At 70.2% G+C, this 19,631-nt stretch carries 19 protein-coding genes; 4 read left to right on the top strand and 15 right to left on the bottom strand.

The window, feature by feature from the left end; translation table 11 throughout:
• The first annotated feature begins 61 nt into the window (after nucleotides 1-61).
• Both LUZ64_RS05345 and LUZ64_RS05340 read left to right on the top strand, forming a co-directional pair.
• Entirely contained in the window at nucleotides 62-292 is a 231-nt protein-coding gene (locus tag LUZ64_RS05345; protein WP_087925559.1) for an MbtH family protein, read from the top strand.
• Complete coding sequence (locus LUZ64_RS05340; protein WP_095582266.1) at nucleotides 289-1,521, top strand: cytochrome P450; 1,233 nt, start codon at nucleotides 289-291, stop codon at nucleotides 1,519-1,521. The genes LUZ64_RS05345 and LUZ64_RS05340 overlap by 4 nt, the downstream gene beginning before the upstream one ends.
• Before the next feature lie 110 nt (nucleotides 1,522-1,631).
• Here LUZ64_RS05340 and LUZ64_RS05335 read toward each other — a convergent pair whose 3' ends face one another.
• From LUZ64_RS05335 to LUZ64_RS05315, 5 genes are all read right to left on the bottom strand, one after another.
• Nucleotides 1,632-2,648 carry an aldo/keto reductase family protein gene (locus tag LUZ64_RS05335; protein ID WP_095582265.1) on the bottom strand — a complete coding sequence of 339 codons (1,017 nt, stop codon included), beginning with the start codon at nucleotides 2,646-2,648 and terminating at the stop codon, nucleotides 1,632-1,634.
• Between the two features lie 66 nt (nucleotides 2,649-2,714).
• Nucleotides 2,715-3,575: an amino acid ABC transporter permease gene (locus tag LUZ64_RS05330; RefSeq protein ID WP_095582264.1), complete on the bottom strand. Its 861-nt coding sequence runs from the start codon at nucleotides 3,573-3,575 to the stop codon at nucleotides 2,715-2,717.
• Nucleotides 3,576-3,597: 22 nt separating this feature from the next.
• Nucleotides 3,598-4,242 (bottom strand): amino acid ABC transporter permease, encoded by a 645-nt coding sequence (locus LUZ64_RS05325; RefSeq protein WP_095582263.1) that lies wholly within the window; start codon nucleotides 4,240-4,242, stop codon nucleotides 3,598-3,600.
• Between the two features lie 8 nt (nucleotides 4,243-4,250).
• Nucleotides 4,251-5,243 (bottom strand): glutamate ABC transporter substrate-binding protein, encoded by a 993-nt coding sequence (locus LUZ64_RS05320; RefSeq protein WP_095582262.1) that lies wholly within the window; start codon nucleotides 5,241-5,243, stop codon nucleotides 4,251-4,253.
• A gap of 17 nt (nucleotides 5,244-5,260) precedes the next feature.
• Nucleotides 5,261-6,004: an amino acid ABC transporter ATP-binding protein gene (locus LUZ64_RS05315; protein WP_095582261.1), complete on the bottom strand. Its 744-nt coding sequence runs from the start codon at nucleotides 6,002-6,004 to the stop codon at nucleotides 5,261-5,263.
• Between the two features lie 205 nt (nucleotides 6,005-6,209).
• Here LUZ64_RS05315 and LUZ64_RS37465 point away from each other — a divergent pair, with 205 nt between their 5' ends.
• Nucleotides 6,210-6,956, top strand: a complete 747-nt coding sequence (locus LUZ64_RS37465) for a GntR family transcriptional regulator (RefSeq protein ID WP_095582260.1) — start codon at nucleotides 6,210-6,212, stop codon at nucleotides 6,954-6,956.
• 129 nt (nucleotides 6,957-7,085) lie between these two features.
• On the opposite strand, the gene LUZ64_RS05305 is transcribed toward LUZ64_RS37465, so the two are convergent.
• Nucleotides 7,086-7,526, bottom strand: coding sequence for a DUF6278 family protein (locus tag LUZ64_RS05305; protein ID WP_095583168.1), 441 nt, complete (start codon nucleotides 7,524-7,526; stop codon nucleotides 7,086-7,088).
• A 148-nt stretch (nucleotides 7,527-7,674) separates the two neighbouring features.
• Here LUZ64_RS05305 and LUZ64_RS05300 point away from each other — a divergent pair, with 148 nt between their 5' ends.
• Complete coding sequence (locus tag LUZ64_RS05300) at nucleotides 7,675-9,516, top strand: SGNH/GDSL hydrolase family protein (RefSeq protein WP_095583167.1); 1,842 nt, start codon at nucleotides 7,675-7,677, stop codon at nucleotides 9,514-9,516.
• A 79-nt stretch (nucleotides 9,517-9,595) separates the two neighbouring features.
• On the opposite strand, the gene LUZ64_RS05295 is transcribed toward LUZ64_RS05300, so the two are convergent.
• From LUZ64_RS05295 to LUZ64_RS05255, 9 genes are all read right to left on the bottom strand, one after another.
• A complete protein-coding gene (locus tag LUZ64_RS05295) occupies nucleotides 9,596-10,375 on the bottom strand; it encodes an exodeoxyribonuclease III (RefSeq protein ID WP_095583166.1) in 780 nt (259 codons plus the stop codon).
• 29 nt (nucleotides 10,376-10,404) lie between these two features.
• On the bottom strand, nucleotides 10,405-11,046 hold the full coding sequence (locus LUZ64_RS05290; RefSeq protein ID WP_095583170.1) for an MBL fold metallo-hydrolase: 642 nt from the start codon (nucleotides 11,044-11,046) through the stop codon (nucleotides 10,405-10,407).
• Nucleotides 11,047-11,059: 13 nt separating this feature from the next.
• Nucleotides 11,060-12,601 (bottom strand): bifunctional 3-oxoadipate enol-lactonase/4-carboxymuconolactone decarboxylase PcaDC, encoded by a 1,542-nt coding sequence (gene pcaDC, locus LUZ64_RS05285; RefSeq protein ID WP_232389790.1) that lies wholly within the window; start codon nucleotides 12,599-12,601, stop codon nucleotides 11,060-11,062.
• Between the two features lie 178 nt (nucleotides 12,602-12,779).
• Entirely contained in the window at nucleotides 12,780-13,256 is a 477-nt protein-coding gene (locus LUZ64_RS05280; protein WP_095583044.1) for a flavin reductase family protein, read from the bottom strand.
• 312 nt (nucleotides 13,257-13,568) lie between these two features.
• Nucleotides 13,569-14,807, bottom strand: coding sequence for an acyl-CoA dehydrogenase family protein (locus tag LUZ64_RS05275; protein ID WP_095583016.1), 1,239 nt, complete (start codon nucleotides 14,805-14,807; stop codon nucleotides 13,569-13,571).
• 4 nt (nucleotides 14,808-14,811) lie between these two features.
• Complete coding sequence (locus LUZ64_RS05270; protein WP_232389791.1) at nucleotides 14,812-15,870, bottom strand: class I SAM-dependent methyltransferase; 1,059 nt, start codon at nucleotides 15,868-15,870, stop codon at nucleotides 14,812-14,814.
• Nucleotides 15,788-17,080, bottom strand: coding sequence for a tetratricopeptide repeat protein (locus LUZ64_RS05265; protein WP_095583017.1), 1,293 nt, complete (start codon nucleotides 17,078-17,080; stop codon nucleotides 15,788-15,790). The genes LUZ64_RS05270 and LUZ64_RS05265 overlap by 83 nt, the downstream gene beginning before the upstream one ends.
• On the bottom strand, nucleotides 17,056-18,180 hold the full coding sequence (locus LUZ64_RS05260; RefSeq protein WP_095583018.1) for an MFS transporter: 1,125 nt from the start codon (nucleotides 18,178-18,180) through the stop codon (nucleotides 17,056-17,058). The genes LUZ64_RS05265 and LUZ64_RS05260 overlap by 25 nt, the downstream gene beginning before the upstream one ends.
• Before the next feature lie 41 nt (nucleotides 18,181-18,221).
• Nucleotides 18,222-19,361: an ATP-grasp domain-containing protein gene (locus LUZ64_RS05255; RefSeq protein ID WP_232389792.1), complete on the bottom strand. Its 1,140-nt coding sequence runs from the start codon at nucleotides 19,359-19,361 to the stop codon at nucleotides 18,222-18,224.
• Between the last annotated feature and the right edge of the window lie 270 nt (nucleotides 19,362-19,631).

Raw genomic sequence — 19,631 nt, 5'->3', positions numbered from 1 at the left:
ACCGTGCCGGGGCGAGGGGCCCCGGCACGCCCGTCAACCCTCCACGAAAGGGCACACAAGCATGAGCAATCCGTGGGACGACACCGAGGGCACCTTCCTGGTGCTCGTCAACGACGAGGGGCAGCACTCCTTATGGCCGTCCTTCACCGCGGTCCCCGCCGGGTGGACGGCCGTCCGGGGTCCCGCCACCCGTGAGGAGTGCCTCGGCTACGTCGAGGAGAACTGGACCGACATGCGGCCCAAGAGTCTCGTCGAACACCACAACCGGTTCTCGGAGGCACGGTCGGCATGAGCGAGAACACCCGCAGGACCCCTGACGCGGCCGTGGACGAGCGGCCGTCTCCCCCCGCCTACCCCTTCAACGAGGCGGTCGCGCTCGACGTCGACCCGCTCTACGCGAAGCTGCGCGTGGAGGAGCCCGTCGTACGGGTCAGCTGCCCTTTCGGCGAAGACGCCTGGCTGGTCACCAAGCACGCGGACATGAAGACCATCCTCGGGGACCCCCGGTTCAGCCGGGCGCTGGCGGCCGAGCACGACGAGTCCCGGCTGACGCCGCTGCCCATCCACACCAGCATCCTGGGAATGGACTCCCCCGACCACACCCGGCTGCGCCGGCTGCTGTCCCGGGTCTTCACCATGCGCCGCGTCGAGCTGCTGCGCCCGCGCATCGAGCGGGAGGCCCACCGGCTGATCGACGGTCTGGTGGCCGCGGGCGCGCCCGGCGACCTGATGGAGGGCTTCGCCGTGCCGTTCGCCGGCACCGTGGTCTGCGACCTGCTCGGGGTGCCCTTCGAGGACCGTGAGCAGTTCCGCGGCTGGCTGGACGCCTTCTCCGCCACGACGGTGATGTCGGAGGAGGAGATCGAGGCGGACACCGAGCGGCTGCACGGATACATCGCGAAGCTGATGGTCAGCCGCCGGGCCGAGCCGCAGGACGATCTGATCAGCGCCATGGTCAAGGCCAGCGACGAGGAGGACAAGCTCTCCGAGAAGGAGCTCGTCGAGCTGGCGAGCGTGCTGCTGATCGCCGGGCACGAGACGGTGTCCTCGCAGCTCATCGACTCGCTGCACGTCCTGTTCACCCACCCCGAGCAGCTGGCCGAGCTGAAGCGCCGACCGGAGCTGATGCAGCGCACGGTCGAGGAGCTGATGCGCTACGTGCCGCTCATCTCGCATGTGACCTTCGCGCGCTACGCCACGGAGGACGTCGAGCTCAGCGGCACCCTGGTCCGGGCGGGCGAATCCGTGCTGCCCGCGATCCCGTCGGCCAACCGCGACGAATCGGTCTTCGAGAACGCGGACCGTTTCGACCTGACGCGGGAGCACAATCCGCACCTGGGATTCGGATACGGCATCCACCGCTGCCTGGGCGCCCCGCTCGCCCGGCTGGAAATGCAGGTGGCGCTGGAAACCCTGCTGGCCCGGCTGCCGGAGGTCCGGTGCGCGGTCCCGGTGGAATCGCTGGAATGGAAGGACGGAATGCAGGTGCGCAGTCTGCTGCAGCTGCCCGTCGAGTGGTGAGCGGCCGGTGAGCCGTAGCCACCGGTAAGCGAGAAAAGGGGGCCTCCCCGCGAGTGCGGGGAGGCCCCTCTTTTCTCCTGCCTTTCTCGCCCTTTCGGGTCCCGGCGGGATCAGGCGAGGCGCCAGCCGGGGTCCGCCGGGCCGCTGTCGGCCGTGACGGCGGGGTCGCGGCTCGCCACCGGCGCGAGGGCGTCGTCGATCGCGGCCATGGTCGCCTCGTCCAGCCGGACGCCGGCCGCCTCGGCGTTGGCGGTGATCTGCTCGGGGCGGGAGGCGCCGATCACGGCCGCCGCCACGTTGGGGTGCTGGAGGACCCAGGCCAGGGAGAGCTGGGCGAGGGTCAGGCCCAGGCCGTCGGCGACCGGCCGCAGGCGCCGCACCCGGCCCAGGACGTCGTCGTTCAGCCATTCGGCCAGTACCGGCGAGCCGTCGTTGGAGTCCGTGGCCCGGGAGTCCGCGGGCAACTCGCCGCCCGGCTGGTATTTGCCGGTCAGGACGCCCTGGGCCAGCGGCGACCAGACCATCTGGGACATCCCGAGCTCCTCGCAGACCGGCATCACCTCGGCCTCGGGCACCCGCCACAGGGCGGAGTACTGCGGCTGGTTGGAGACCAGCGGGATCCGCAGCTCACGGGCGAGGGCGTGGCCGCGCCGGATCTGGTCCGCGGTCCACTCGGAGACGCCGATGTAGTGCGTCTTGCCCGCGTGGACGAGGTCGGCGAACGCCTCCATGGTCTCCTCCAGCGGGGTGGAGGGGTCGAAGCGGTGGGCCTGGTAGAGATCCACGTGGTCGGTGCCCAGCCGCCGCAGGGACCCCTCGATCGACTCGCGTATGTGCTTCCGCGAGAGCCCCATGTCGTTGCGGCCGGGCCCGGTCGGCGCGAAGACCTTGGTGCAGATCTCCAGGCCCTCCCGGCGCTCGCCCTTCAGCGCCCGGCCGAGGGATTCTTCCGCCTGAGTGTCCGCGTAGACGTCCGCGGTGTCGAAGGTGGTGATTCCCGCGTCGAGCGCGGCACGCACCAGGGCGGTCTCCGTCTCCTCACTTCTCGATGAGCTCCGGGTCAGCCAGTTCCCGTAGGCGATCCGGCTGACGATCAATCCGCTGCGGCCAAGGTGACGGAAATCCATGTCCCCACGCTAGCAATGGACTTCACCCATGATCGGACGAATGCGGAATTCCCAGAGGGCCCTTTCTCAGTGCGTTCCCGCGCCCGGCAGCAGGGTTCCCGGCTCGGCGGCGGCGACCTCCACGGCCTCCGTCTTGGGGCTGCGGCGCTGGCGCCGGGCGGCGAAGGTGGCCAGCCACGACAGGATCATGCACATCCCGATGTAGATCGGCGAGATGATCATGACGACGGGGATGAACGGCAGCCCGTAGTCGAGGTTGCTGGCGATCAGCTTGCCCGCGTGCAGGAACTCCTCGTAGGTGATCAGGAAGCCGAGGGAGGTGTCCTTCAGGGCCACCACCAGCTGGCTGATGATCGTCGGCAGCATCGCGCGCAGCGCCTGCGGCACCAGGACGTAGGTCATTACCTGTGTCTTGCGCATGCCCAGGGAGTACGCCGCCTCCCGCTGCCCGCGCTCGACGGAGTTCACGCCCGTACGGAAGACCTCCGCGAGCACCGAGCCGTTGTACAGCGTCAGGCCGGTGACCAGGGCGGGCATCGGCTGCACCTTGAGCGCCACGAACACGAAGAAGATCATGACCAGCACCGGCATGGCCCGGAAGAACTCCACCAGCAGCGTGGCCAGCCAGCGCACCGGCCGGTGCGCGGAGAGCCTGCCCGTGGCGAGCACGCCGCCGAGGACGAGCGAGAGCACCGCGGCGTACGCGAAGGCCTTGAGGGTGTTGCCGAGGCCGCGCAGCAGCAGCTCCTGGATGCCCACGTAGGTGAAGGGGCGCCACTTCTCGGCCGTGAACTGGTGGGTGTCGAAGAGCAGGTAGACCACCCAGGCGACGAGGCCGAGGATCACCACCGTCGAGACGAGCCCGTAGAGGCGGTGCCGGCGCCGCGCCAGCGGGCCGGGGATGTCGTACAGCGCGGTGTCACTCATGCCGCCTCCTCGCCGCGTTCGCTCACCGGGGCACTCCCCAGCGCTTCTCCAGCACGTTGAAGACCGCGCTGATGGTCAGGGTCACGATCAGATAGCCGACGGCGATCCAGATGAAGGTCCAGATGATGCTGTAGCCCAGCTCGTTGAGGGTCTTGTAGGTGCCGAGGAGCTCGGTGACGCTGAACGACCCGGCGATCGCCGAGTTCTTGGCGAGCGCGATCAGCGTGGAGCCGACCGGCGGGATCACGGAGCGGAACGCCTGCGGCAGGACGATGGCGCCCAGCGTCTGGCCGAAGGTCATGCCGAGGCTGCGGGCCGCCTCGCCCTGGCCGGTGGGCACGGTGTTGATGCCGGAGCGGACCGCCTCGCAGATGAACGCCGAGGTGTAGCAGCCGAGGGCGAGGACGGCGAAGAGCTGGAAGGGCAGCACCACGCCGAAGCGCGGCAGACCCAGCAGGACGGCGAAGAACAGCAGGGTGAGCGGGGTGTTCCGCAGCACCGTCACCCACACCGTGCCGAAGACGCGCAGCGAGCCGACCGGGGCGACCCGGAAGGAGGCCATGAGGAAGCCGACGACGAGCGCCAGCAGCGAGGCGTAGACGGTGAGTTCGACGGTGCCGAGCAGCCCCTTGCCGTACAGGGAGAAATTGTCGGTGAGTACGTTCACGAGGGACCTCAGCTGGCCGGGTAGCGGTCGACGGGCGGCGGCTGGGGCGCGGGCACCCCGGACAGGCCGAGGGTGGCGTCGTAGGCCTTCTTCCAGTCGCCGTTCTTCTCGTGCGCCTCGACGGCGTCGTCGAGGGCGAAGCGCAGGGCGGTGTCGCCGCGGGGGACGCCGATGCCGTAGGGCTCCTTGGAGAAGGGCTTTCCGGCGATCCTCAGCTCGTCCGGCGCCTTGGCGGCGAAGCCCATGAGGATGGTGTCGTCGGTGGTGACGGCGTCCACCTGGAAGCTGAGGAGGTTGTCCACACAGATGGAGTACGTGTCGTAGGCGACGGCGATCGCCTTGGGGTAGTCGCGCTGGATGCGCTGGAGCGGGGTGGAGCCGGCCGCGGAGCAGACCTTCTTGCCGGCCAGGTCCTGGGGGCCGTTGATGTCCGTCTCGTCGGTACGGACGAGCAGGGACTGACCGGCGATGTAGTAGGGGCCGGCGAAGCCGACCTGCCGCTTGCGGAGGTCGTTGATGGTGTAGGTGCCGACGTAGTAGTCGATCTGGCCGTTCTGGAGGGCGGTCTCGCGGTTGGCCGAGGCGATGGTGCGGAAGGCGATGGTCTTGGGGGCGAAGCCGAGGGAGGCGGACATCATCCGGGCGATCTCGATGTCGAAGCCGGAGTAGACGCCGCTGGCGGGGTCCTTCTCGCCGAGGTAGGGCTGGTCCTCCTTGGCGCCTACGACGAGGTGGCCCCGGCTCTTGGCCGCCCGCCAGGTGGGGGAATCGGTCAGCTCGAAGCCGGTGGCGACCCGGTAGACGGGCAGCTGATCGGGCTGGGGGCCCTTGACGGGCGGGCTGCCCGCCCGGCCGCAGGCGGCGGCGAGCAGGGCGAGGCCGGCCAGGGCCAGGACGGCGGCACGGCGGTGGGCGCGGCGGGGGCCGGCACCGCGCGTGCCCCCCGGGGCTCCGGGGGCGCGGCGCGGCCGGAGGGTGCGGAAGGGATCGGTCCGCCTCATCTGCGCAGTCACCCCGCTCAGTGCTTGAGGATCTTGGAGAGGAAGTCCTTGGCGCGGTCGCTCTCGGGAGCGGTGAAGAACTCCTCGGGAGGGCGGTCCTCGACGATGCGGCCGTCCGCCATGAAGACCACCCGGTTCGCGGCGGAGCGCGCGAAGCCCATCTCATGGGTGACCACGACCATCGTCATGCCGTCCCGGGCGAGCTGCTGCATGACCTCCAGCACCTCATTGATCATCTCCGGGTCCAGCGCCGACGTCGGCTCGTCGAACAGCATCACCTTCGGATCCATGGCCAGCGCCCGCGCGATCGCCACCCGCTGCTGCTGACCACCCGACAACTGCGCCGGATACTTCTCCGCGTGGGCGAGGAGACCCACCCGTTCGAGGAGTTCCCGCGAGCGCTTGTCGGCCTCCTCCCGGCCGCGCTTGCGGACCTTGATCTGCCCCAGCGAGACATTGGCCAGCACGGTCTTGTGGGCGAAGAGGTTGAAGGACTGGAAGACCATGCCCACCTCGGCCCGCAGCCGGGCCAGCGCCTTGCCCTCCTCCGGCAGCGGCTGCCCGTCGAGGGTGATGGTCCCCGACTCCACGGGTTCGAGCCGGTTGATGGCCCGGCACAGGGTGGACTTCCCGGAGCCCGAGGGGCCGATGACCACCACGACTTCCCCGCGGCCGACGGTCAGGTCGATGTCCTGGAGGACATGCAGCTTTCCGTAGTGCTTATTGACATCACGCAGTTCGATCAGGGGATCGACGGCCATACCCAGCCCAACCCACTCTCAGCGCTCTCGCGGTCGACGCCTGCTGTCGGCGCAAACTATCGGCCCAATGGGGGACTTCGCCGGTGACACGCTTATATAGGGGCATTCGCTGTACATTCCCCTCCATTTGCCCTAGGTACACAGACCCGGCCTGGGTACCTAGCCTGTGGGGGTCGAACCGGGGAGCTCGGGGGAAGGAGCCGGGGTGGGCGACAGCAGGCCCGTCTACCAGCGCATCGCGGACGATCTGCGCCGCCGCATCGACGAGGGCGGGCTCGCCGTGGGGGACCGCATCCCCTCCCGGTCGGAGCTGAAGCGCGCCTACGCGGCCAGCGACCAGACCGTGGACCGCGCGGTGCGCGTCCTGAAGGCCGCGGGATACGCGGAAGGCCAGTTCGGGCGAGGGGTGTTCGTCACCGACCGGGTGCCGCTGGGCAGCCTGCTGCGCTCCACGGGTGCGGTCGACTCCCCCTTCGCCGCCCGGATGACGGCCCGGGACACGGCGCTGACGTGGGAGGCGTCCTCCAGCGAGATCTGCGTCCCGGAGCGGATCGCCGACCGGCTGCGGATCGGCCCGGGCGAGCGGGTGCTCTGCACCCAGTACGAGTACCTGGCCAACCGCCATCCCGTCCAGCTCGCCACCAGCTGGGAACCGCTGGCCATCACCGAGGGCACGGACGTCGTCCTTCCGGAGCGCGGGCCCTACGCCAGGCGCGGGGTGCGCGGGCGGCTGGCGGCCATCGGCATCCGGGTCGTCCGGGCGCAGGAGCTGGTCGGCTCGCGGCCGGCGACCACACCGGAGGCCGAGGCGCTCGGCTGCGCGGCGGGGCAGTGCGTCACGGTCGTGGAGCGCACCCACTTCGACGGCGACGGCCGGGCGGTGGAGACCTCCGACATCGTCGTACGGGCCGACCGCTGGCGGCTGGAGTACGACATCCCCTTCACCAGCTGACCCGCCGGGCTCCCCTGCCCCGCGCGTCCCGCGCCTCTCCCCCGTCTCCCCCTGCCCCTTCCCCTTGCCACCCTCGTGCCTGCCCGTGCCTCTCCCCGCCCCTCCCGTCCCCCGCTCCCCGTCCCGGGTTCAGCTCTCCGCGAGCTCCGCGTACAGCTGGGAGAGCTCCGGCGCCCCGTCGGCCGCCCATGCCTGCCCGGCCTCGACCACGTCGATCTCCCGCCCGTTGGCGAGCCGCACCACCGGCTGGCCGTTGGGCCAGATCCACCAGCCCGCGCCCGCGACCGTACGGATCACGACCGTGCCCAGGTACAGGCCCGCGTCGTTGCCGAGCCAGGGCAGCAGCTCGGGGTCCTCCCGCCAGCGGGGCTGGAGCTGGTCGAGGGCCTCCAGGGACGCCGGTGTGTCGTCGAGCGCGACCCCAGCCGACTGTGCCTGGTCACGCAGCAGTTCGCACTCCGAGAGCAGCTCGGCCAGCCCCTCCGGGTCCCTGTCGGCCCCGTCCGCCAGCGCCACCCCGTGCGCAGGGCCGTGCCGCTTGCGCCAACTGTCCAAGAAGGGAATGTTCATACCGGCCAGGATCGCACCGACACGGATGGCCCCACCACAGGCGCGCGGCGCCCGGCGTGACCGGATGGCCTCCTTGACGTTGCCCTGACGTCTCCCTAGCTTCATCCCGCCACATTCGCAGCGGGGAAGGCTGGGAGGCATGAGACACATGCTCCTGAGAACGCAGCTCGGCGGCAGACCTCACGGACGGCACAGACGGTGGACGGTGGCCGGTGCCGTCGCGGCGGGCGCGGCATGCGCCGTGATCGCCTCGACCACCCCGGCGCTCGCCGCGCCGCCGGACCCCGGCAGAGAGCCGCTCCCCCTGGAGCGGCTCTTCGACAACGCGGCGGCCGGCGACGACGCCCGCCCCGGCGAGGGCGACTTCGACGGGGCGGGCAACTCCCTGTCCGCCCAGGACCTCGCGGCCGCGGGCTGGACCCCGGGCCGGACGCTGACCATCGACCGGACCCGGCTGACCTGGCCGCGCCCGGCGCCGGGCCGCCCCGACAACGTCCGGGCGGCCGGGCAGACGGTGCGGCTCACCGGCCGCGGCGAGGCCCTCTCCTTCCTCGTCGCCGGGAGCACCAGGGGCGCGCCGGGCCCGGACGTCACCGGCACCGGCGTCGTCCACTACCGCGACGGCTCCCGGGCCACGTACCGGCTGACCGCCCCGGACTGGCGGCGCGGGCCGCTGACGACGAAGGCCGTCGGCCTGCCCCGGCTGCGCACCCCCGGCGGGCCGCGCGCGGAGACCACCCGGCTCTACGCGGTGACCGTGCCGGTCGCGCCCGGCCGGGAGGTGGCGGCGGTGACGCTGCCGGCCGACCCGGGGCCGGACACCGATCTGCACGTGTTCTCGATGGGGCTGCGGGGTCCCACGTACGGGTGGACCGGAAGCTGGGCGGCGTCCCCTTCGGGTTACGCGGCGGTGGCCTGGACCGACCGGACGCTGCGGCTCGTGGTGCACAGCAGCGTGGGCGGCCCGGTGGCCAGGCTCCGGTTCGAGAACACCTTCGCGCAGCGCCCGGTCAGGATCGGACACGCCACGGTGGCCGTCCAGGGCAAGGGCGCGGCGGCGGCCGGCCGGCCCAGGGCGCTGACCTTCGGCGGCGGGGCGGGTACGGACATCCCGGCGGGTGCCCAGATGTTCAGCGATCCGCTGGGGTTCCGGGTGCCGGAGGACGCCAATCTGCTGGTGAGCATCCATCTGCCGGGGACCGTGAAGGCGGTGCCCGTGCACAGCTACACCGCCCAGGTGTCCTATCTGACGGCCGACGGCGGCGGTGACCGCACGGCCGAGCGGGGCGCCGCCGCGTACACCGGGACGCTCGACCGCTGGCCGCTGCTGACGGGCGTGGACGTCACCGGCGGCCCGGGCTCCGTGGTGACGCTCGGCGACTCGATCACGGACGGCGAGCGCTCCACGCCGGGGGCCAACGGGCGCTGGCCGGACCTGCTGGCACGGCGGCTGCGCGGGCAGCGCGAGGTGCCCCGGTTCGGGGTGCTCAACCACGGGATCTCCGGGAACCGGGTGGTGACCGACCGCTACCCGGGCAACGGGACGAGCACCATCATGAGCGGTGTCAGCGCGGGTCACCGGCTGGAACGGGATGTGCTGGCGCAGACGTCGGCCCGCACGGTCATCGTCTTCGAGGGGGTCAACGACATCCGGTCCGGGACCACGGCCGCGCAGGTGATCGCCGAGCTGCGATCGATCGCGGCGCGGGCGCACGAACGCGGGATGCGGGTGGTCGCGGCGACCATCGCGCCATGTGGCGGGTTCCACGACTGCACGGAGGCGGCCGAGGCGCACCGCACCGCCATCAACGCGCACATCCGGCGGAACGCGGGGACGTACGACGCCGTGTTCGACTTCGACGCCGCCATCCGCGACCCGGCGCACCCCGAGCGGATGCTCCCGGCCTACGACGGTGGCGACCACCTGCACCCGAACGACGCGGGCATGCGCGCCTTCAGCGACTCGATCGTCCTGCGCGACCTCGTCTGAGCACGGCTCTCGGGGCAGGCCCGAGCGGTACGGGCCGGTGCGGGCCGGCCCGTATGCGCGCGGCGGGGGCGCCCCGGGCTCAGACGTCCAGGTCGACGACGACCGGGGCGTGGTCCGAGGCGCCCTTGCCCTTGCGCTCCTCGCGGTCCACGAAGGCGTCCCGCTTCGCCTTGGCGAAGGGGGCGTTGCCGTAGACCAGGTCGATGCGCATGCCCTTGTTCTTCGGGAAGCACAGCTGGCGGTAGTCCCAGTAGGTGTACGGGCGGTCGTACTTCAGGGGGCGGGGCACGACGTCGGACAGGCCGATGTCGCGCAGGGCCGCGAGGGCGGCGCGCTCGGCCGGGGTGACGTGCGTGGCGCCCTCGAAGACGGCCGGGTCGAAGACGTCCTCGTCGGTCGGGGCGATGTTGTAGTCACCGAGGACGGCGAAGGGCCGCTCCCCCTCGGCGTCGGCGGTGACGGCGTCGCGCAGCGCCTCCAGCCAGCGGAGCTTGTAGGTGTAGTGGTCGTGCCCGACCTCACGGCCGTTGGGCACGTAGACCGACCAGACGCGGACGCCGCCGCAGGTGGCCGAGATCGCGCGGGGCTCCTGGCCGTCCTCGTAGTCGGGGCCCCCGGGCAGGCCCTTGACCACGTCGTCCAGGCCGACGCGGGAGAGCAGCGCGACGCCGTTCCACCGGCCGGTGGCGTTGACCGCCGACTCGTAACCGAGCTCGCGCAGGGCCTCGAAGGGGAAGGCGTCCTCGGCGCACTTCGTCTCCTGTACGCACAGCACGTCGGTGCCGCTGCTCTCCAGCCAGGCCAGCAGCCTCGGGAGGCGTGCGGTGATCGAGTTCACGTTCCAGGTGGCGATGCGCATGGGCCCACCCTAACGGCCGGGTCCGACATTCAGAGCTCGACCGTCTCCCCCGGCGCCAGCCGGGCGTGGTCGGTGCCGACGCCCGGTCCGGCCGGGCCCAGCATCCGGTCGTAGACCGGCCGGGCGAGGTCGGTGAGCAGCGCGTCGTGGATGTCGATCGCCCGCCGGGGCCGGACCTCCCGCAGGTAGTCGATGATCTCGCCGACCTTGTTCCACGGGGCCATGACCGGCACCATCAGCGTGTCGACGGGCTGCCCGGGGAGGGTCAGCGCGTCGCCGGGGTGGAAGACGGTGCCGTCCACGAGATAGCCGACGTTGGTGATCCGCGGGATGTCCGGGTGGATCACGGCGTGCAGCTGGCCGTGCACCTGGACGTCGAAGCCGGCGGCGGTGAAGGTGTCGCCCTCGCCGACGGTGTGCACGCGGCCGGGAAAGGCAGCGGACACCTGTTCCGCGACGCTGCGCAGGGTCCACAGCTCGACGGCCGGGTCGGCGTCCAGGGCGGCGCGGAGCCGGCCGAGGTCGAAGTGATCGGGGTGTTCATGGGTGACCAGCACGGCGTCCGCGCCGAGGGCGGCGTCCTCCTCGCTGAAGGCGCCGGGGTCGATGACGAGCGTGCGGCCGTCCTTCTCCAGGCGGACGCACGCGTGGCTCTGCTTGGTCAGCTTCATGATCCCCATACTGCTACGCGCCGGCCGCGCCCGGTCCGCTCTCCTCGGAGATGACGCGCCGCGCGACCGAGAAGGCGGCGCTCGCGGCCGGGACACCGCAGTAGACGGCGGTGTGCAGCAACGTTTCCTCGATCTCCTCGGGGGTGAGGCCGTTGCGCAGCGCGGCACGGGTGTGCGCCGCCAGGTCGTCGAGGTGGCCGCCCGCGGTGAGGGCGGTCAGGGTGACGAGCGAGCGGCTGCGGCGGTCGAGGCCGGGGCGGGCCCAGACGCCGCCCCAGGCGTAGCGGGTGACGAAGTCGTGGAAGTCGCCGGTGACCGCGTCGGCGCTCTCCGCGGGGCCGTCGCCGAGCACCTCGCGGCGGACGCGCGCGCCCTGGTCGTAGGCGTCCGCGGCGGACGCGGGGCCGGGGTCCACGGTGGGGGGCGGGCCGAAGCCGGGGAAGGCGAGGGGGGCGGCCGGGTCGGGGGCGGGTGCGGGCGTCGGCGTGCGGGGACCGGCCGGGCTCGTCGCGTAGGGGCTGGGACCGGCGGGCGGCGTGGGCTGGGTGAACATTCCGCCGGAGATGCCGGGGACGCCGGGGACGCCGGGGACGTCGGGAGTGCCGGTGAGACCAGGAGCGCCCGGGACACCAGGGACGACGGAGGCGACCGGGCCCGGCGCGGGCGTGGGCGTGGCGGAGGCGGATACGGCGGGTGCGGGCACGGGCGTCGGCTCGGTCGCCCGGGCGGGCGCCGGCGGCGTCTGCGGGGTGGTGAGCTGCCAGGCCGAGGTGAAGTGGCGTACGAGCAGGTCGGTGACGGCGCCGGGCTGCTCGACCGGCGCGAGGTGCGAGGCGCCGGGGACGACGGCGAGCCGCGCGTCATGGATCGAGGCGACCAGGACGCGGGCGTCGGCGGGCGGGGTCTCCTGGTCCTCGGCGCCGACGAGCACGAGCGTGGGCACGCCGACCCGGGCCAGCCCTTCCCGGGCGTCGAAGGCGGCGAGGGCGTCACACGCGGCGACGTAGCAGCCCGGGTCGGTGGTGCTGACCATCTGCACGGCCCAGTCCACGATGGCCGGCTGGGCGCCCGCGAAGTTCTGGGTGAACCACTGCTCGGGCGTGGCCCGGGCGACGGGGTCGAGTCCGTCGGCACGGACCCCGGCCCCGCGCTGCCGCCAGACCTCCGGGGTGCCGAACCGTGCGGAGGTGGCCACGAGGGCCAGCGAGGCGAGCCGGTTCGGGTGCCGCAGGGCGAGGTCGGCGCCGACCGCGCCGCCGATGGAGCAGCCCGCGTAGCCGAAGCGCTCGACGCCGAGGCCGTCGAGCGTGGCGAGGAGCCGGTCGGTCAGCTCCCCGACGGCCGGGGCGGGCTCGGCGGGCGCGCCACCGTGACCGGGCAGGTCGAAGCGGAGTACGCGCCAGTGGCGGGTGAGCTCCGGTATCTGCCGGTCCCACATGTGCCATGTGGTACCGAGGGCGGGGCCCAGGACAAGGACCGGGGCGTCTTCCGGCCCGTCAGTGCGGTATTGAAGGGTGTTCGGCGTAGGCTCACTCACCCGCTCACGCTCCCACATCCCGCGAGGTCCCACCGACGGGGGTGGCGGCCTCCACCGGGCCGCCCCGGGCTTCCGCCGCGGGGCGGAGGTCGGCCACGGTCAGCGCGGGCATCGTACAGGCGTACGCGGCGGAGACCGCTTCGTGTCGGCGTTCGCCGCGGAACGCGCCTTGGGGAATCCGGCCGGCCGGGCGGTGTCACTCGGCCAGACGCTGGAAACCGCGGTCGCAGTAGATGAGCGGTGCGCCGTCGCCGGTGTACGTCGCCTCGACGCGTCCGATGAGGATGGAGTGGTCGCCGCCGTCGACGACCTGTTCCAGTGAACAGGCCACCCGGACCAGGGCTTCGGGTATGCCGGGCAGTCCGAGTTCCAGCGGCACGGCGTCGCCGTCGGCGAACCGGTCCACTCCTGACTTGGCGAAGCGCAGGGCGATGTCCGACTGTTCCCCGCGCAGAATGTTGATCATGAAGCGGTCGGTGGTGGCGAAGGCCTCATGGGTGCTGGCCCCCTTGTCCAGGCAGATCAGCACCAGAGGCGGGCTCAGGGACAGTGAGCTGAACGAACTCGCCGTGAAGCCCCAGCGCTGTCCGGCGGCGTCGACCGTGGTGGCCACCGTGACCGGACCGGGGACACGCGCCATGGCCCGGGTGAACTCTGCGGGTGCGAAGGGCATCGGTTCTCTCGCTTTCCGGGGGTGTCCGGGGAAGGGAAGGTCGGCGGGCGGGCGCTGAGGCCCGCGTCCCTCCGTGCGCCGCACGATCGGGGTCCGGCCATCGGCGCCCCGGGCCCGGCCGGCGGTCCGGGCGGAGCGGACGGCGGCCGGGGCGGCGAAGAGGATCTCGCCGCCTGGGCCTTCGCCTCGGCCCGGATCGCCGGCCATGTCTCCTCGTGCCGGGCGCCGTGTCCACAGCCGGCCGGCCGGACCGGCGTCGCACGGCCGGTGGTCGGGTACCGCATCGCTCACACCCGGCTCAACAACCCGGTATCACACGGGCTTCGGATCGGCGGTCGCCGTCTGCGTCGTGGAGGGGGTTCCCACATTCCAGTCGACGGGCGGCGGAGTACCGTTGAGAAGCCAGTCTCCGATGGCCCGCTGCTTGAAGATCACGGGGTTGTGGCTGGCGACCGTCCTTGAGTTGCGCCAGTGCCGGTCGAGATCGCGACCGGAACTCGTCGCCGAGGCACCGAGCGCGTTGAACAGCAAGGTCGCCGAGCGCGGTACCAACTCCGAAAGCATCACCTGTGCCTGCTCGGAGCGGATTTCCGCGACAAGATTCGCCTCGCGGTCCTCCTCCGAATCACGCCCGGCGACGCCCGTCTCCGAGGCCCGCTGCAAGGCCTCCGCCACGCCTCGGGTCAGCGCCCGCGCCGTATAGGCTATGGAGGAGATCTCCCCCACGATCGACTGGATGTTCGGGTCGTCCTTGGCGGAATCAGCGGAGCTGTGCGAATAGTTACGACTGCGGCTCCGCACCGCTTCCGTGATGTCCCGCTCAACGGCAACCGCGATGCCCGCTTGCACGACGAGCAGTATCCACTGGTAGAGCGCCGCTTGATAGCGAATGCGATCCCCGAGGGGGGCGACATCGCGGGGGTCGACACCCGCCTCGTCGAGGAACAACGTGCCCGTGCCTGTAGTGCGCTGGCCGAATCCGTCCCAGTTGTCATGAACCGTGACGCCCGGTTGATGCATCGAGACGAATCCAGCCACGCTCTGCCCCTGGTGGATTCCTGACACATCCGCCCAGTCCGCGAAGGTGGAGCCGGTCGTGTAGTGCTTCTGACCGGAGACCGTCAGCTCATCGTCTTTCCAGGTGAAGAGCGTGTTCTTCTGCCCCATCGCGATCGGGCCCGCCTCCGCCCAGGCGTTGCCCACCATCTCCCCGTCAAGGAGCCGGCTCAGCCACAGCTTGCGGTACTCGTCGTCGGGCCGGTGCACTATGTCCTCGACGAACGCGATGTGGCCCCGAAAGATCTGCGGAATGTTGGAATCGGCCGCGGCCAGCTCGATGAGGACGTCTCCCCACTCGGGAATCGTGAGTCCGTCACCGCCCAGTTCCTTCGGTATGCGCAGCCGGCTGAAACCCGCGTCGGCTACGGCACGCACCTGCTCCCGCGGCAGCTCCCGGTTGAGGTCACGCGCGATCGCGCCCTCGGCCAGGTCCTTCGCCACCGCCAGCACACTCGCCTTGGCCGATGCGGTGCCAGGGTTCTCGGGTGTCATCTGCCTAGCATCCCTTCCGGGGTTTCCGCACTACCTGCAGTGTCGAGTTGCCGAAGGCTTCCGTGTCGGTTTCGAGGCGTGCGAACTCTTCAAAGCCCGCGGCGGTCAACTCGGAAAGCAGCGATTCCGGGGAACGCTCGGAGTAGTGCAACACCTCGAGGTCGATGGACTTACGCTCGCCATCGATCTCGACGTAGCGCGTGATGGTGCGCCCCGGCACCAGGTCGGCAGCGATCTCATCGTAGTTCTTGATGGTGTGGAAGCCACGGCCCCAGTCCGAGGCGCAGTGGTCGACGACGAAGTGGCCGCCGGGGCGCAGCACGTCGAAGACACGGGCGATGTGACGCGCCCGGTCCTCCGCCCGGTCGAGCATGTGCAGGGCACCCATGTTGAGGGCCACATCGAAGGAATCCGCCGGCACATCACGCAGGAAGATGATGTCCTTCTCGATGAATCCATCGGTGGGAAGCCCCTCCTCCCGTGCCCGTCCGCGCGCATTTTCCAGGGCGCTGTGCGAAACGTCGAAAGAGGTCACGCTGCGACCGATCCGGCTGCGCAGCAGAAAGAGGCTGTCGCGGCCTTCACCTGTGCCCAGGTCAAGGATGTCACCCTCGAATATCTCCGGGTGCCGCGCAAGGATCTCGCGCAGGCTCGCGTTCTCGGAGAGCGCCTCCCAAGATACCGCGCCGTGCTCGTAGACCTTTGCATAGCGGTCTTCGTAGCCGAAGTAGTAGCCCTTCTCGGCAACGTACTTCTGCATCGCCGAGACAATCGGGTAGTCCGCCGGGATCGTGCGCTGCCGCGGCTCCGCCGCGCCGTCGCTGACGTACTCCGTATCCGGCTGCACGGCCGTCAGCAGGAGCTTCTCCCCCGCCGTAACGCTGATCTTCTCACCTACGCCGATGACCGCCACGCCTTCGCGCAGCTCCTCTTCGGAGTAACCGTCATCGGGCAGACGGTAGAAACCGAGCCGACCCTGCTTAACTGTCAGCGATGCCGACTCCGGATAGTCGAGCTGCACCACTTCCTGCGCGTCCATGAGGACGGTGATCTTCTGAGTCATTGTCCATTACTCCGTTCGTTCGTGCATGGGTGTGAGAACTGAGGAGGTCACGGGGGTTGCTGCCGCGGAGATGGGCATCGGCCGCATCCCTGGTCCAATGGAAGATTTTCTGCTGTACCTTGCTGCCGCCGATGCCCAACTGCTGCCGCTCCAGGGCGAAGCTCATTTCCCGGGCGGAGGTCGCGTAGTCGCGCTGCGCGAAGGCCGCGATGCCGTCGAAGAGCGGCCGGCACACCGAGTGGAAGAACTCCGATGACTCTCGGGCGCGGCAGGAGGTCACGATCCTGTCGAAGCGGCGGTGGTCTTCGGCCTTCGCGAACGCCATCGCGGCGTGTAGATCGTTGAAGATGTAATTGGGGTCTGCCGCATAGGCGGCCCATGCCTCCGCGAGCGTCAGCCAGTGGGGCACCAGCATCTCGGAGAGCTCCGGCCCGCCCAGCATCTCCAGCCGCCACAGCAGTGCGACCGCGTCGAGGTCCTCCCGGGCTCCCGCCCTCGTCTTGCGGCGCACCTCCAGCTGGTAGCAGCGCAGAGCCTCGTCCAACTCACCCTCACCGAGCAGCCCTATGGCGAAGTGCCACCACATGTGGATGCGCATCGGCTCCGTCTCTCCCCACCCGTTGGAGTAGCGGGAGATGGATTCTTTCGCCGCCTCGAATTCGCGCAGCCTCTGCAACACGTGCACCTTGGCATGCAGTGCGTAGACGTCATCATGATTGATGCTCATCGCACGCTCCGCGGAGGAGATCGCGGCAGCATAGTGCCCGCATTCCTCCAGGGCGAAGGCGAAGAGGCCGTCGCTGAGGCCGGCCGCGCGGCGGGCCATGGTGGAGCGCAGCTCGACGAGGGCGAGGCCGGTCTCGAGGAGTCCCTCATTGTCGCCCAGGGAGAAGTCGGCCATATGGGCGAGGAACCCGGTGAGCAGCGCATGCTCTCCACCGGAGTCTCGCAGGCCGCTCGCCAGCATCTCGCGAGCGCTCACCAGATCCCCACGTGCCCAGCTCAGCACCGCCTCGCGAGTGGTGCGGTACTCGGGGGCGAGGGCGCTGGGCGCAATGGCTTCAAGAATTTCGGTGGCTTCACGTAATCGTGCTGCCTCCATATTGGTGACGCCTTCGGCGGCGACGACGAGGCCGTGGAACGGGTCGGTGTCCCGAACGGTGCCGGGATCGAGGCGGAGTGCTACTAGGTCTTCAACGATGTTTTCCATGTCCGGATTCCTCGGAACGAGTAGGACATAACGATGACGAGCAGGAACGGGGCAACCCACACCAGCGGTTGCGCCGCGCCCGAGACGAGAAAGACGACGGCCAGGGTGGGAATCGCCGCGGCATTGCCGAGGGCGACCGCCTGGCTGGTGACGGCGGAGTCGTAGTGGGTGGCGGTGTACTCCCGCAGCGCGATGCGCAGCGCGCCGAAGCCGGCCCCCAGCGCGAAGGTGGAGAGCGCCATCGTGACCACTGCGGCTCCACCCGCCGGCAGCGCCCACAACACCCCGCCCACCAGGGTGCAGGCGATCACCAGCGTCGAGAGCACCGCGGAGGGCAGCTTCGCGCGGGCCAGCACCACACCTGCGACGATGACGCCGATTCCCAGGCAGGCGTCGACGATGCCGACCGTGACAAGGCCCGCGCCGCGGTCACTGACCTGGAGCGGCAACATCAGGTTGAACGTGCCGAGCACCGGCCAGACGAGCGCGAACGTGGCTATCAGACGCAGCGGAGCCGCGGGCTTCGCCTGAGGACCGGCCTCGGTCTCGCCACCCGTGTCGGCGACCACGGCAGCACCTGCGCCCGCCCAGCTGAGCGCGGCGACCAGCACAAATCCCGCCGTCAGGGCCAGCACGATGCCGCGGGTGCCCACCAGGTGAATGATCGCGGGGGCGAACAGCGGCCCGATCATCAGGGCCGCCTGATTGCCCGACATGGTGACGGAGCTGGCCCACGACACATCCTGCCGCCGCTTCTCCTCGTTGAACCAGCTTTCCCAACTCGCCTCCAGGGAGAAGAAGCCGACCCACATGAAGAAGTTGGCGACGACCAGCGCGGTGGCGTTCTCCACCAGAAAACTGACCGCGAGCGAGACCACGGCCACATAGAGCAGCGACAGCACTGTGAGGCGCTGCCCCGACATCGTTATGCGGCGGATCACGAGCGGCACCGCCAGCGCCGGCACGTACGACAGCAGCGTCGAGACGACCAGCCGCCAGTAGCCGCCGGTTTCCGCCGTGGCGATCTGCCAGTTGACCACCACGAGGAAAGTGCCTGCGAAGAAGCGGTACAGAGTCGAAACAATGGTATAGCGGATCATAGGTGCCCCGGCGAGACCTTCCTCATGCCCTCAATCTCTGATCATCCGAAGATTTCGCCGGAGAGTGCGTCCGCAATCTCAACAGGCATCGTGATGCGCTCGGTGAAGATTTCGTTCCACACCATTTCGATCACGCCGTCCCGGGTACTCCAGTCGGCGACGGGCTTCACGATGTCACCAGGCTTCTTGGACACGGAGACGGAGACCACGCTCTCGGGAAGATTCTCCGGGATCCTTACCGAGGTGAGCTCCCCCGGCTGCGCCTTGAGGAATGCCACGGCGCTGCTGCGGAGGGGTTCGGTCCGCACCAGCGGGAAAGGGTCGATCCCCAGGTAGGAGGCCACATGCAGGGTGTAGGGGTTGTACCCGTAGGCACGCTCCACCTGGTCCATGATGCCGTCACCGCCGGGGCGAGCCGCCGCCTCGATGAGCCACGGAGCACCCTTGCTGTCGAATTTGATCTCGACGTGCGCGATTCCGTGATCGATTCCGAGGGCCTGGCACGCCTTCTCCGCCAACGTCGTCAGCGCCGTATCGCCCGTACGGTGGCTGGGCACGAGGTGCCCCACCTCGGCGAAGAAAGGGGGCGCCGAAAGATATTTTTCGGTGATCGCGAGCGTCATGCGCCGATCGCCGTGGCACAGCACCTCTACGGAGATCTCCTCCTGGGAGTCCACGTATTGCTCGACCATGTAGCGGGAGCCGTCGATGGGGAAGACGTCGCGGTAGCGGTCGATGTGCTCCACCGAGGACGCGAACGCGGCGATCGCCTCAGCACGTGTATGGGCGAGGCTGACCCCGCCGCTGCCGCTGAAGTCGGCGGGCTTCAGGACGACCGGGAACCCGATCTCCTCGGCCGCCGCGAGCATCTCCGCCTCGGAGGTGACGGAAATGGAGCGCGGAGTCGGCAGACCCGCCGCCTCGAAACGCGCCTTCATCGCGTACTTGTCGCGTGTGACATGTGCCGAATCGGCCGAGAGTCCGGGCAACCCGTACTTCTTGGCGACGGCACTCGCCGACGGCACACCCCAGTCGTTGACCGGCACGACCGCCGCGAGGTCCCAGCCGCGCTCCTTCCACTCGGCCACCGCCGCGAGCACGGAATCTGCGTAGCCGTCGTCCGCCGCTATCACTCGGTCGAAGAAGCGCTGCGGGGAACGCAGCGGATCGAGCGCTGTCATCCACACAGGCATGGAACTCGCGTCCTTGGCGCCCGAGAAGGATCGCTCGCGTAAGAAGTAGCTCGTCCCGAGCCCTAAGAGAAGAACATACGATCGATTCGTATCCATGCGGTCGGGTCTCCGTCGGTTTCGGCTACGGGGTGTCTGGGGGCGGCGGTTGCCGTCGATTCTGGGGCGTCGGAGAAGCGCGAGCGGGTGGCGCCGGCCCGGACGGAGGGCCCGCGTGGCCAACTGGAGGAGCTTCAGCCGGCGATGGCTGGTGGACGCGGG

It is taken from the genome of Streptomyces albireticuli, assembly GCF_021228125.1.
Lineage (GTDB): Bacteria > Actinomycetota > Actinomycetes > Streptomycetales > Streptomycetaceae > Streptomyces > Streptomyces albireticuli.
This window is presented reverse-complemented; position numbering and strand designations above follow the sequence as displayed.